This window comes from Gardnerella sp. DNF00983, assembly GCF_049244265.1.
Taxonomy (GTDB): Bacteria; Actinomycetota; Actinomycetes; order Actinomycetales; family Bifidobacteriaceae; genus Bifidobacterium; species Bifidobacterium vaginale_J.
This window is the reverse complement of the sequence record NZ_CP058392.1, coordinates 221,414-234,731: the sequence shown is the minus strand read 5'-3', so window position 1 is coordinate 234,731 and position 13,318 is coordinate 221,414. Positions and strand designations below refer to the sequence as shown.

Annotated in this window: 11 protein-coding genes; 3 read left to right on the top strand and 8 right to left on the bottom strand. The window is 45.3% G+C overall.

Annotated features, from left to right (window positions below; all coding sequences use genetic code 11):
• Positions 1-39: 39 nt before the first annotated feature.
• Positions 40-1,659, bottom strand: a complete 1,620-nt coding sequence (locus HXT34_RS00900; RefSeq protein ID WP_421785007.1) for an acyl-CoA carboxylase subunit beta — start codon at positions 1,657-1,659, stop codon at positions 40-42.
• Positions 1,656-3,563, bottom strand: a complete 1,908-nt coding sequence (locus tag HXT34_RS00895) for a biotin carboxylase N-terminal domain-containing protein (protein ID WP_421785005.1) — start codon at positions 3,561-3,563, stop codon at positions 1,656-1,658. The genes HXT34_RS00900 and HXT34_RS00895 overlap by 4 nt, the downstream gene beginning before the upstream one ends.
• 205 nt (positions 3,564-3,768) lie before the next feature.
• Between HXT34_RS00895 and HXT34_RS00890 the strand changes: the two genes are divergently transcribed.
• On the top strand, positions 3,769-4,431 hold the full coding sequence (locus HXT34_RS00890) for a biotin transporter BioY (RefSeq protein WP_415683648.1): 663 nt from the start codon (positions 3,769-3,771) through the stop codon (positions 4,429-4,431).
• 317 nt (positions 4,432-4,748) lie between these two features.
• Here HXT34_RS00890 and HXT34_RS00885 read toward each other — a convergent pair whose 3' ends face one another.
• A complete protein-coding gene (locus tag HXT34_RS00885; RefSeq protein WP_421785002.1) occupies positions 4,749-5,639 on the bottom strand; it encodes a biotin--[acetyl-CoA-carboxylase] ligase in 891 nt (296 codons plus the stop codon).
• Between the two features lie 102 nt (positions 5,640-5,741).
• Between HXT34_RS00885 and HXT34_RS00880 the strand changes: the two genes are divergently transcribed.
• Both HXT34_RS00880 and HXT34_RS00875 read left to right on the top strand, forming a co-directional pair.
• On the top strand, positions 5,742-7,772 hold the full coding sequence (locus tag HXT34_RS00880) for a DUF6020 family protein (RefSeq protein ID WP_421785000.1): 2,031 nt from the start codon (positions 5,742-5,744) through the stop codon (positions 7,770-7,772).
• 15 nt (positions 7,773-7,787) lie between these two features.
• Positions 7,788-9,134 carry a helix-turn-helix domain-containing protein gene (locus tag HXT34_RS00875; RefSeq protein ID WP_415687554.1) on the top strand — a complete coding sequence of 449 codons (1,347 nt, stop codon included), beginning with the start codon at positions 7,788-7,790 and terminating at the stop codon, positions 9,132-9,134.
• Positions 9,135-9,305: 171 nt separating this feature from the next.
• On the opposite strand, the gene HXT34_RS00870 is transcribed toward HXT34_RS00875, so the two are convergent.
• The 5 genes from HXT34_RS00870 to HXT34_RS00850 form a co-directional block, all read right to left on the bottom strand.
• Complete coding sequence (locus tag HXT34_RS00870; protein WP_419399233.1) at positions 9,306-9,770, bottom strand: hypothetical protein; 465 nt, start codon at positions 9,768-9,770, stop codon at positions 9,306-9,308.
• Between the two features lie 651 nt (positions 9,771-10,421).
• On the bottom strand, positions 10,422-11,117 hold the full coding sequence (rplA, locus tag HXT34_RS00865) for a 50S ribosomal protein L1 (RefSeq protein WP_004106273.1): 696 nt from the start codon (positions 11,115-11,117) through the stop codon (positions 10,422-10,424).
• A 14-nt stretch (positions 11,118-11,131) separates the two neighbouring features.
• Positions 11,132-11,563 (bottom strand): 50S ribosomal protein L11, encoded by a 432-nt coding sequence (gene rplK / locus HXT34_RS00860; protein WP_004118588.1) that lies wholly within the window; start codon positions 11,561-11,563, stop codon positions 11,132-11,134.
• A 340-nt stretch (positions 11,564-11,903) separates the two neighbouring features.
• Positions 11,904-12,191, bottom strand: coding sequence for a toxin-antitoxin system antitoxin subunit (locus HXT34_RS00855; protein WP_415687556.1), 288 nt, complete (start codon positions 12,189-12,191; stop codon positions 11,904-11,906).
• 64 nt (positions 12,192-12,255) lie between these two features.
• Positions 12,256-13,302, bottom strand: a complete 1,047-nt coding sequence (locus HXT34_RS00850; protein WP_421784997.1) for a class C sortase — start codon at positions 13,300-13,302, stop codon at positions 12,256-12,258.
• Between the last annotated feature and the right edge of the window lie 16 nt (positions 13,303-13,318).

The window sequence follows — 13,318 nt, the reverse complement described above, 5'->3', positions numbered from 1 at the left end:
TTATAAGTTTGATAATTCCTATAATTTTTATAAATATGCTTACATTGGCTGATTTCCGTGATGCTTTCCAGTTCTGGAAACCCGCTTTTTACTGCGCAAAAGTTTCAATGAGCCAGCAATCATATCGCGAGTCTGCTCCGGGTCAATCATTGCGTCAATCTGGCCAGTTTCCAACGAAAGATTTGCGTTAACAGTAGTCGCCTCATACTCGTCAACCAGCTGCTTCCTAAGAGCCGCAACGTCTTGTCCACGCTCTTTAGCTTTTTGCAAATCTTTACGATGAATAATATTCACAGCACCTTGCGCACCCAAAACCGCAATCTGGCTGGTTGGCCACGCGTAATTTACGTCCGCACCCATCGACTTGGAACCCATAACGATATAAGCTCCACCGAAAGCTTTACGCAAAATCACCGTAACTAGCGGAACTTGCGCGTTCGCGTACGCATAAATCACTTTCGCACCTCGGCGAATAATTCCTGCGTGCTCTTGATCTGAACCAGGCTTATAACCAGGAGTATCTACTAGAGTCACCACAGGCAAATTAAACGCATCGCACAATCGCACAAATCGCGCGACTTTTTCGGAAGAATTTACATCCAAAATACCAGCGTTCACCTTCGGCTGATTTGCTACGATTCCAACAGGATGACCCTCAATGCAAGCAAAACCAACCACTGCAGAAGCAGCATACAATTCCTGCACTTGTACGAACTCACCGTAGTCAACTATTCTGCGAATCACGTCGAGCACATCGTAAGGCTGACGGTCGTTATCCGGCACAATATTCGCCAACTCGCGCGCAGTTTCGCGATCAGCGCGCGTTGCAGCGTAGGCAAAAGTTGGAGGCTCTACCTCACAGCTAGATGGCAAATAAGCCAAAACTGTGCGCGCGTAGTCGATTGCGTCAGCTTCATCTTCACCCAAATAGTGAGCGACACCGGAAGTTGCGTTATGCACAAGACCGCCGCCCAAATCGTCCATGCTAATAGCCTCGCCGGTTGCAGCTTTAACAACATCCGGACCAGTTACGAACATATTTGAGTGCTCGCGAGTCATAATAATCAAATCTGTTAACGCAGGGCAATAAACTGCACCACCAGCGCAAGGACCCAGAATAATTGAGATTTGCGGAATTAAGCCGCTCGCTTCGCAAGTTTTTTTGAAGATACGCCCGTATTGCATAAGCGCGCTAACGCCTTCCTGAATGCGAGCGCCGCCGGAATCAATTACGGCAACAACTGGCACGCGAAGCTCAACAGCCATATCTAAAAGATGGCAGATTTTCTCGCCTTCAGCTTTGCCTAAAGTTCCGCCGCGCACAGAAAAGTCTTGTGCATACACGGCAACTTTGCGTCCGTAAACTTCGCCAAAACCGGTGATTACAGCGCATCCTGCAACGTCGTTATTTATGTCACCGCCGTTAAAACGTCCGATTTCAACGAATGAGCCTGTGTCAAAAAGCAAGTCAAGACGCTCTCTTGCAGTTGACTTTCCTTTTGCGTGCTGACGTTCTAAAGCTTTTTGTTCTGCGTCACGAGCAAGTTGTGCTGCGTGCTGAACTGCAGCTTTTCCGCGACGAGGCTGCAAGTTTGTTTCGTCAGAATTATTCACACTTTTCTCCGAAATTTCAGACTTTTCTTTTACTAAAGCGCTCATTTCTGCTCTCCTTCCGGCTTTTCAGAAGACTTCTCGGAAGACTTCTCACCTTCAGACGAATCTCCCTTATTTGAACCGGAAATGTCAATCGTCACAAGCTTTGCACCCGATTCCACGCCGTCACCAGGCCCCACAAAAATTCCAGTAACAGTACCAGCTGCAGGAGCGTAAACGTAATTTTCCATTTTCATAGACTCAAGCACCACAAGCAAATCACCCTTGGCAACCTGCTGGCCTTCAGCAACATTCACGCGCGTAATAACAGCTTGCATAGGCGCTGCGATTACGCCAGGAATCTGCTTTTGCTCTTCAGATTTGTGAGTACTGCCGCGAAGCGAACGTCCGCGCAAAGGCTGCGAAGCTCTAGAAACGCTACGAACGCGCGCAGAACCAGTCAAATTGTCAACAATATCTTGCGGAATCGTAAGCTTTACGCGCTTATTATCAACCTCAATAATGAAGGATTCCATTGCAGGCTGCTTATTTTCGGACTCATCAGCAGACTTTCCAGAAACAAGCGAAGCCGGCTGACCACCCAAGGAAGCTGCAGGAACGCGGTTCAAATACTTACGTTCCATCCACTTAGTAGACACGTCAAAACTGTGATTTTCCGCAGTGAACTCAGGGTCGTTAAAAATCTGCTCAAAAAGTTTCGCCGGAGTTGGCACGCCCTCAATGCAAAGTTCCTTCAAAGCGCGACGCACGCGAGCAACAGCAGTTTCGCGACTTTGCGCAGTAATAATAAGCTTGCCCATCATGGAATCGAATTTTGGCGAAATATTATCGCCAACTTCAACACCAAAGTCGACGCGAATACCAGGGCCGGAAGGCCACTTAATCTTCGTCAAAGTGCCGGAACTTGGAGTCAAATTCGTAGCAGGATCTTCCGAAGTAATGCGAAGCTCGAAGCTATGTCCGCGAGGCTCTGGATCCTTAATCAACTCGCCGCCGTCAGCAATATTGAGCTGTTCTCGCACTAAATCAAGTCCACTAACTTCCTCACTAACCGTGTGCTCAACTTGCAATCGCGGATTAACTTCCAAGAAGTAGACTTTATGCTGAGAAGTCACCATATATTCGCACGTGCCAAGACCAACGTAGTCAACAGCTTCAAATAGGTTACGAGAATATCGGTAAAGCTGATCTTTTTCATCGTCAGTCAAGAACGGTGCAGGAGCTTCCTCAACCAGCTTTTGGTTTCGGCGCTGCACCGAGCAATCGCGCGTGGAATATACGGTGAAATTTCCGTGAGCGTCGCGGCCGCACTGCGTTTCAACGTGGCGAGCTTTGTCAATAAAACGCTCAATAAAATATTCGTCTAAGTCGCCGCCCTGAAGAGCGTCGTGATTCATGTAAAAACCGCGCAACTCGTCGTCGTTACGAACGACTGTAATGCCGCGTCCGCCGCCACCATCCGTGCGCTTCATCATCACAGGATAGCCGTGCGTTTGCGCAAAAGTTAAAAGTTCTCGAATATCTTTTACAGGCTCCGAAATGCCTGGAACTGGCGGCACTTTCGCGCGAACTGCCACGCGACGAGCCGTAATTTTATCTCCCAAATCAATAAGAGCTTCCGGGCGCGGTCCAATCCAAATAACTCCAGCATCGTTAACTTTCTTAGCAAAAGACGCAACTTCCGAAAGGAAACCGTAACCCGGGTGCACAGCATCCGTGCCGCTTCTTTTAATAATGTCAAGAATCGCATCTTCGTTTAAATAAGTATCGCGATACGTGTCTCCGGAAAGTGCGTACGCTTCGTCTGCCATTTCTACAAACTGCGCATTGCGATCAGTTGGTGCGTAAATAGCAACGGTAGAAATGCCCATTTCGTGAGCCGTGCGAATAACTCGCAAGGCGATTTCACCGCGGTTTGCGATGAGAATTTTTTTGATATTCGTAACCATACGTTACAAGATATTAGAAAAGTTGCGTTTACGGATGAGTCGACATACACAAAAGCTAGAGCAAAATTTTGTACACTTCTCCAATGCACATGATTTTTTAGGCACGTAATGTGATTAGCGAAACGGAAAACAACCGGCAAAACCGTTTAATTGACAACCTATTAGCCGCAAACGGCAAACCGGAAATAACCAAAAGAAGGTTTTCATGACTAACATAAATCAAAATAATGCAGCAACAGCATCAGCAAATTCAAACGTTGCAAATAAGTTGAAAGTAGCTGCAGCATGGCTTGCAAAGCCAGCGCTTCTCACTGTGCTTTTGGCTCTTTCTACTATGGCAGGCGCAATTTATCTTCCTATTACTCCTGTGCCTATTACGTTGCAAACTCTTGTTTTGTGCATTATTGGTTTAACTTTGAGCTGGCGCGAAGGCGTAGCTTCTGTAGTTATGTATCTTGCTGTTGGCGCAGCAGGTTTGCCTGTGTTTGCTGGATTTAAGGGCGGATGGGCTGTTTTCGTCGGCCCTACTGCAGGATTCTTAGCCGGTTTCATTTTTGGCGTTGCTGCAACCGCAGCTTTGAAGCGCGTATTTGACGTAGCTCTTGACGCAATGATGCCAGAAAACTCCTTCAAGAAGACTTTCGCACGCTTCTGCACTTACTCTGTAGCTTCTATAATCGGCACGATCGTGATTTACGCATTCGGCATTTTCGGCCAAAGCTACTTAACTGGCATGCCACTTTCAACTGCTGCTGCAACCTTGATTATCTTCATGATTGGTGATTTGATTAAGGCTTTTGTTGCGAGCGCGGCTTGCTCCGGCTTGTACAACGCACTTAATAAAAAGGCGCGCTTTGACCGAGCTTGAAATCACTGGGATTTCAAGCTCCTTCAAAGCGTGATTTGGCTCAAATGTGAAGCACAGTGTGCTTCACATTTGAGCCAAATCAGCCGAACGGCTACCAAATAGCCGTTCGGAACAAGCGCTCAGGCATGTCGTCGCACTGCGCGAGTGTCCCATTCTGCCTGTTTTGAGACACGTGCGCAGAACGACAACTGCACTAGTGTCCCAAAACCACAATCAAGAGACACTCACGCAGTAACTCAACTGCACTAGTGTCCCAAAACAAGCAAAATGAGACACTAGTGCAGAAAGCAAGTCATCGCGTTTGCTTTATTTAAATCTCATTTTTCATACGCAACTGCGTGCACATCACCGCTTTTTACCACAATCTCCTCGCCAGATGCCTCACGAATCGTAAGCGACGCATCTTCTCCAAGCCGCACAGCAGTTCCTGTCACCACGCTTCCGTCAACTGGATGCACGTTAACTTCGCGTCCAAGAGTCCAACACACACCATTTACTTCTTTAAGCAAATCTGCAGCGTTACATGGATAATCGCGCATAAAATCACCAAGTCTAGAACGCAATCCAGTAACGATTTTCGCAGCAATCTCATCGCGCAATTCTTTAGCTTCCGGCAAATCAGTCATATGCATTTGCAGCGAAGTCGCCATTTTAATTGGCAATACTTCTTGCGGCACGTGCAAATTCAATCCAATTCCAAAAATTACTCCAATAACATCATCCTTGCTTGGATTAGCTACGATTTCTGTTAATATTCCGCCTTCTTTGCAATCGTGCAAAAACACGTCGTTAGGCCATTTAAGTTTTATCTCGCAAGCATCACCGTGTATCGGCGAGCTTCCGCACTCTTTAAACGTTTCTAGAAGTGCGTCACGCGCTGCAAGCCCTGCAATAATAGGCAGCCACCCGTTGTGACTTGCGTCCATAACAATTGATTTAGGCAGCAAAGTTACGAATGAAACTAAAAAGCTTTCCCCCGGGCGACTTACCCACGCGCGTCCAAGCCTGCCGCGACCTGCTGTTTGCTCGTCTGCCACAATCGCAACTATTGCTGGCTTTCCGTCATCTCGCGCGATTATTTCGCCTTTTTGTATCATTTCTCGCGCAATATTTTGCGTAGAATCTGTAATTGCGAAATATTTTACCAAATCTGCTACTTCTGATGTCTGCGGCATCAATGCCACACTTTGCGAAGAAAAAATAGTCATATGTATAATTTACATCAGATTATATTTTTGCGCGCGTCATTGCATGTTTTGCGCGCAATAGCAAACAAAGTAGCTAGGCATCAATTAAGCAGGTGTTAACACATGGAGCGCATACGTCGCAAAACGCAGTACGAAAAGCCGCGTAAATTGCGTGCTATTGCAGCACGTTTTTTAGATTACACTCTTGCTGCTTTGTTATGTTTTATCCTTGCTTTTTGCACTAGCTTGGGACCAATTTTCCGCAGTCAAAATATTAAAGTTCATTTAGGGTCAATCGCTGATTTTTCGTCAGTTAATGCTTTTATTTTCGTCGCTGCCTTCATAATATACGCACTAATATTGGCTGCGCTTATTTACTACGGTAAAAATAAAAAGTTTTTGCCTAAATATCAACCTTTTACGAAATTAATAAAGTCAATTGCGTTAAGAAAAAATAGCGAAAATAAAAAACAGTCAAAATTACAAAAATTTACTACTAAACACACTATTTTCCGCAATATTTCGCATTTTCTTTTAAAATCTGCAAAACTATTTTTTAATTGCGCTAAATGGTTTATTAACCACTCCACTCGCAACAGAAGAAACCTATTTCTTACTTTTTTCGTGGGTTGGATTTGGGTTCCAGCTACGTTACTTGCTGCATACGGCGCAGACATATGCTCGCAAATTCGCGAGTACAGTTGGACTTGGAATAAAGTTACAGGCTTAGATCAGCCTTATATCGGCTTCTTTAGCTTTGTCCCAATGGATATTTACCCGACTGCGCACTACTTGTGGCCACCTCACCCAACTTATTTAACAGATCAGCACAACATTGTTCTAACTGTTATTTATGGCGCAACAACAGCAGTCTCCAGATACTTTACCGACTCAAACGACGCTGGAATTGTACTTCTTGCTTTCATGCAATTTGCATTTGCAGCATGGTGCGTTTGCGCAACAGCACACCGCTTCTTAAACAAACCTTGGCTTAACGCAGAATCTAGCTCAACGAATTGCAACACAACAACTTTTGCAAGATTTGTTATTCTGCTTATGTTTTTGCTTAATCCGCTTGTGTTGTGCTCAACTATTGCGCTTACAAAATCTCCGCTTTTTGCGTTCGCTTTTGTTTGGTGGTTCGGCATAAATTACGAGTTAACTAATTGTTATCATGCTAACGACACTGAAAATACGCCTAGCACAGAGCCGAGTGCGCAAAAGCCTAGACTTCACACTGTTTTGGAATTAATTATTTCAGTGTGCGTAATGCTTATTGCTGCAAAATACGCTTGGTATATTCTGGTTTTTCAATTCGTGCTTTTAATTATTTTTGAGCGCAAACGCTGGCGTTTGTGGGTTTGCGGAATTTTGCTTCCAATCGTTGTGATTCACGGCTCGTTAATTATGCTTATTTCGAGCGGTGCTATTATTAGCGGCGATCCTATTGAGAGTCGTGGCATTCAGTTACAACAAATTGCACGTATAGCTAAGCTCGATCCGCATAGCATACCGCGTAGCGCAAAGCGCATTATTGCACCAATTTTTAATCTGGATCAAACTGCAGAAGCATACAAACCTTATGACGCAGACCCTGTGAAATCTTCCGGATTGCAGTCTAAAAAAGTGAGTTATCGTTGGAGATACGTTACTAAAGATAATATCCGTAAATTAGATTTCGCTTGGTGGCAAATGATTACGCATAGTCCACTCGTTGCAACTGACGCTTTTCTTGCGAAAACTTACGGATACTTTGATATTTTTGACCGCCCGTATGTTGGACCAGAATATTACATAGACACTGACAGCATACAAAAATCTGATTGGATTAAATATTGGAATCCTAAGTGGAGAGCTAAATTTGCAGAAGATATTAGCACGTTTAGCGATATTCCTGTTTTAAGTTGGCCAATTCACGGAAATACTTTCGTTATTTTTACACTACTTATTGGAGTTGCAGAAATTATTCTTCGTCGTTGGCGTACATTGTTATGGCATATTCCACTTGCCTTGCTAGTTGGAGTTATGATTCTTGCTCCAGCTAATAATTTTGATCGGCATATGCTACCGTTAGCTTTTGTTTTCTGCTTTGTAGCGCTTACTTTTTGGCGAGATACTTTTACTCAAGCGCGCTATAATAGTAAAGAATGTTAGGATCAAAGGCACAAGATGGACGAGAAGAATACACCTCAGTTTGCGCAAGATAGCAGCGCTGCTTCTTCTGTTATGTCCGAAGAGAATCATGAAGATAAACTTGAGGAAAACAACTTACTTAGTAGCGATTTTCTTTCGATACTAGCAAGCGTACAGGCAGCAGAAAATCATGCGGAAGATTCTAATATTGCTAATTCTCTTGAAAGTGAACAGTTAAACAAAACGCAAGTAAACGCTGTATCAAATGATCAAGAAGATTCTTCTAAAGCAGAGCAAGAAAACGAAGAAAAGCACAAGCATCACTTGTGGCATCGTCTTTCATCAAATCAAAGTCGTTCAAGTCGTTCAAGTCAATCTTCTGAAAATAGTAGAGGCAATAATTCACCGAGTTTTACTCCATTGCCCAGCGCGCAAAAATCAACTAGCTCGGAGCCGCTTAGAATTTTCGACAATCGTGATGGTCAAGTTTTTGACGCTGCGATGCGTTTGCAATTACATTCGATTATTGCAACGTGCTTAATGAATGGTATTGCAGATGCTCGCATTGACGCTTTCATGCATTTGCTTCAATGGTCAGATTCGCCAAAAGTTATTGTTATTGCAGGAACTTTCGGCACTGCAATTAAGCCAGATGACGGACCAAATCGCAAGCCAGCACCAGATATTCCACCTGATAACACTGACACTTTGCGCCGAAATATTTGGCCGCAGCTCGGCAGTTGCAATGCTTACGATGCGATAGTTGAGCGCGCACAAAGTAGTGCTTTGCAACGCATTACGGGAGCTTGGCAAAAAACGCAAGCACTGATATCGGCATCTACAAAAAATTCTTCTAATTTTGCAGCACCTTCTCATATTATTCTGCTTGCTGTGCGCGAAAATCCTAGCGATCAGGCTTTAGAGAAGCTGTGCAAAGTTTTTGAAAATTCTAATAAACCGATTTGTGTCAGCAGCATGGTTGAAGGAGTTGAGCAGATTTCTTCCGCTCTTACTGCTACGCTTGCCGCGATTGCTGTTGCTCCAGCAGTAAAACATTTGCCGCAAATAATTCACACGGATGATTTGCTTCCAGAGCGAGCGCTTATTGGCGATGCCACAGCTTTTGATACTCTTTACAACAAGGTTTATCAAAGTTTGGCTCCTTACAGCCACGACGATCCGACTTTGGAAACTATTGATATGTTCTTGCGCTTTGGTGGAGCTCTTGACCAAACAGCACACGAACTTAATGTACATCCAAATACTGTGCGTTACCGTTTACGCAAAGTTGCGCAAACTACAGGATGGGATGCTACGGATCCGCGCGCAGCTTACGTGCTGCAAACAGCTATAACAATTGGCAGAATTCGCGATTCACACTAAGTTTAAATTCGCGATCCACAATAAGTCTAAATTCGCGATTCACAATAACTCTAATTTTACAAACAAAAAACGTGCGGCGCAAAACCAAAGGTTTCACACCACACGCTAAAGTGCAAGAACAAAGTAAGCACAAGGAATAAGAATATATTGGCTTGTGCTTACAACACTAATTTAGTGACGAATCTTGCGAAGAGCAGCGCCCATGCCGGCAAGAGCAGAAGCAACTACAGCAACCATAGCTACTGCAGCACCGGTAGGAGGAAGCTTATGAGCTGGCTTAGCTGGAGCTGGCTTAGCTGGAGCTGGAGCTGGCTTCTTATCGTTCTCATGGAAGTCGCTAGTAGTAGCTTTGTTGTACAAAGTATATGTAGCAGGCTCGCAAACTACAGTGCCCAAGGAGTTCTTGTAGCAGTGATTCCTATCAGGAACCTGGGTAGGATCAGTATAGCCCTCAGGATTAGCAGGAGCCTCATGAGTCTCTGGATACAAATTTTGTCCATTCAATGGATCTGGAGTACCGTACTCAGTAAGTACAGTATGATCTTCATCCTGAGCCATTGCTGGAGCAGCAAAAGCACAACCTGCAAGCAAAGTAGCAGCTGCAGCAAAAGCTGCAATGGTCTTCTTCTTTAACATATTAGACCTTCAATCTCTTTTATCTAACCCCTGCAAAAAAGTTAGTGCTAAAACGCAGAAGCCAGATACCAATATTAAAACTGGAATAAACCAACTCGGAATAAACCAACTCGGAATAAACCAATCTAGATTACAATAACACAGGGTACACCACTTTTTTACAAATAGAAAGCATTTTAAAGAAAAACACCTAAATAAGGGCATTTTTTGCAATAAACAAACTACTAGTAGTATAAGAGAATGTTTAGAACTTCGCGCAAAACACAACACGCAGTGAGCCTACATGCGTCGCGAATTCTCTATAGGCGCAACCTCTCCCGCGCCAAAACATCTCACGTAACCTATTCGCGTTACTAACGCAGATAGCATACTGCGCAAGTAACGCAAAATCACAATTATTCGTTACTAACGCAGTTTGCGCGCTGCAACAGTAACGCAAAACCTCAATTATTCGTTACTAACGCAGATTGCGTACTGCACCAGTAACGCAAAACCTCAATTATTCGTTACTAACGCAGAAACGCAGTGACGCGAGTAACAAAAAAACGCTGAAAACATGACTCAAAAGAGCACATTTTCAGCGTTTATAAGTTTTAAACTTAATTTACTACTTACCAGCCATGCTTTCGCATAAGCTACGCAAGCAATAAATCAGGCAGCAATGCTGGCGATATCGACTGGAACACCAGGAGCCATCGTGGAGGTAACAGTTACCTTAGTAATGTAACGACCCTTGATGGTGCTTGGCTTCAAGCGGCGGATTTCGTCTGCAACAGCCTTGAAGTTCTCTTCAAGAGCCTTAGCATCGAAGGAGAGCTTGCCGAAGAGGAAGGACAGGTTGCCCTGGCGATCCACGCGGAACTCAATCTTACCGCCCTTAATATCAGCAACAGCCTTGGCTACATCCATAGTCACGGTGCCAGTCTTTGGGTTTGGCATCAAGCTACGAGGACCGAGCACACGACCCAAGCGGCCAACCTTACCCATCATATCTGGGGTTGCAACGACTGCATCGAAGTCAAGGAAGCCACCGGCAACCTTTTCGATAAGCTCGTCATCACCAACGATGTCGGCGCCAGCTTCTTGAGCCTCAGTAGCCTTTGGACCACGAGCAAACACCAAAACCTTAGCGGTCTTACCGGTGCCGTTTGGCAAGTTAACTACGCCACGAACCAACTGATCAGCCTTGCGAGGATCCACGTTAAGGCGCATAACAGCCTCAACGGACTCGTCGAAAGCGTGCTTTGGCATGCTTTGCAACAAAGCGATAGCTTCAGCTGGGGTGTACAGGTTATTGCGGTCGATCTTCTCAGCCGCTTCACGATACTTCTTAGAACGCTTAGCCATTTCTACACTCCCTTTCAGTCGGTAACGGTAATACCCATCGAGCGAGCAGTACCCGCGATGATCTTCATACCGGCCTCGACGTCACGTGCGGAGAGGTCAGGCATCTTAATTTCGGCGATTTCGCGCACCTGAGCCTTGGTCACAGAACCAACCTTGTGAGTCAATGGATTCTCGGTGCCCTTCTGGATTCCAGCAGCCTTAAGCAACAAAGCAGCGGCTGGTGGGGTCTTCAAAATGAAGGTGAAGGAACGATCTTCGTAAACGGTGATCTCAACTGGGACGATCTGACCCATCTTGTCCTTCGTCTGGTCGTTATAGGCCTTGCAGAAGTCCATGATGTTCACGCCGTGGGAGCCTAATGCTGGACCCAGTGGTGGAGCTGGATTTGCTTTACCAGCTTGAATCTCGAGCTTAATAAGCGCGGAGACTTTCTTTTTCGGAGCCATAATATGGTTCTTCTTTCTTGTACAAGCGGTTCAAACGGTTGCTGCAAACGTTGGTATAGTCGCTTCTTACAGAAGTAAAGCACTTACGAAACGTTGCTATAAAGCCGTTTTGCAGCTTCCTCCCGCATCTTGTATTGCTGTGCTGTGCTAGCGGATTCCTCCTCCAGTCACAAGCCTTCCTATTATGCCACATCTTCGCGACACGCTGCATTACGGAAGCTGCGGCTATTTTTGCATAGTTATCTTTGCGCAACAGCAAAAGTTGGAAGTCTACTTCCAGTTGAGTGCAAAATAGCAAAAGTTGAAAGACAGACAGCGGAAGTTTGCAAACGCTTAACAATCAACTTGCTTGCTGCGAAAGAAGAAGTTTGCATGCTTCGCGCACAACATCTCCAATCTTCACACCCTGCTTATCCGCAGAAGCTTTTAAAGCATCAGCATCTTCAGCAGATATACGAAAAGTTATAGGCAACATAGCTTCTTTGTAAAGAGGCGGCCTGCCGAGCGGCTTTTTAATACGCAAATTACCAGCTTTACCGTGATAGATACCTTTTTCAGCATCACTTTCCCATTTATCAAGCATTTCATCAGTGACACAAACGCCACCTTCACCACGAAAATTAGCCATAATCACTCCAACTCTCAATACTTTCGTATACGAAATGCTATCACATATTAATTAGACTTATCAACTATTTACTAACAACATATTTTTTACCCACATGCTTAGCGCTGGCAAGGTTTGCAGCACGGCGACGACGCTTGCGAACCGCAGCAATAATCATCGTCGCAAGAATCACCGCACAACCGATGAGCGCGAGCATGAACATCGTCATCCAAAGCGGCCACTGCAACTTATCGCCAGGTGCGAAAACTGGATCTGGCAGCACACGATATCCCGTAACCAACAGCCTCTGCGTATTCACACCATACGGAGTACACGTAAGCAGCGTCGCCAAATCGCGCCCATTCTCGCGTTGAAGCAACCTAATATCATGCGGATCGACCACGCTAATTCGGAATACCCTGTAACGCAGCGTCTCCCCTTGCACATCAAAATAGAAATAGTCACCCTTCTTCAACTCCACCAAATCATCAAACATGGTCGCATTCGGCAAACCCGTATGCGCCGTCACGACCACATGACGCGTTTTGCCACCAACTGGCAAATCCGTGCCATACAAGTGCCCAGCGCCATACGCCAAAACCTCCTGCGAACTACCGTGATAAATCGGCAGTTTAACGCCAATCTTCGGGATTTTTACGATACCCATAATCCCCATCGGCTCATCCAGCTGCTTAGCGTACTCCTTATACTCCGGCGTCTTCATGTAATCCGTCGTGCCATCGTAAGGATCAGCCGTAATAATCGACTTGTGGCGCGCATTATAACGACGAGCCGCGTTCAAAATCTTCTCGCGAGCACTCGCAGTCTGCTTACGACTCAAACGATCATACGCAGCGGAAATCTCCTTCGACACCTTGTTATTCCACAATGTTGACGCAACCGGGTATGTGAAGCACAGAATTGCGGCAAGCGCGAGGGCAATTGGCTCAAGAGTGCGGCGAAGTTTGGATTTTGGTTTTTTAGCAGGTTTTGGCGCGTTTGCGGAGGCTGCGGTTTGCGTTGCTGCGGTTGCTTCGGAGACTTGGATTGTTTCGGTTGTGGGAGCGACGGGTTTTGCTTTGAGTTGATTGAAGAAAGCATATACTTTCGTAACAACGTTGTTTAATTTCATGCTTCCTCCTTGTGAG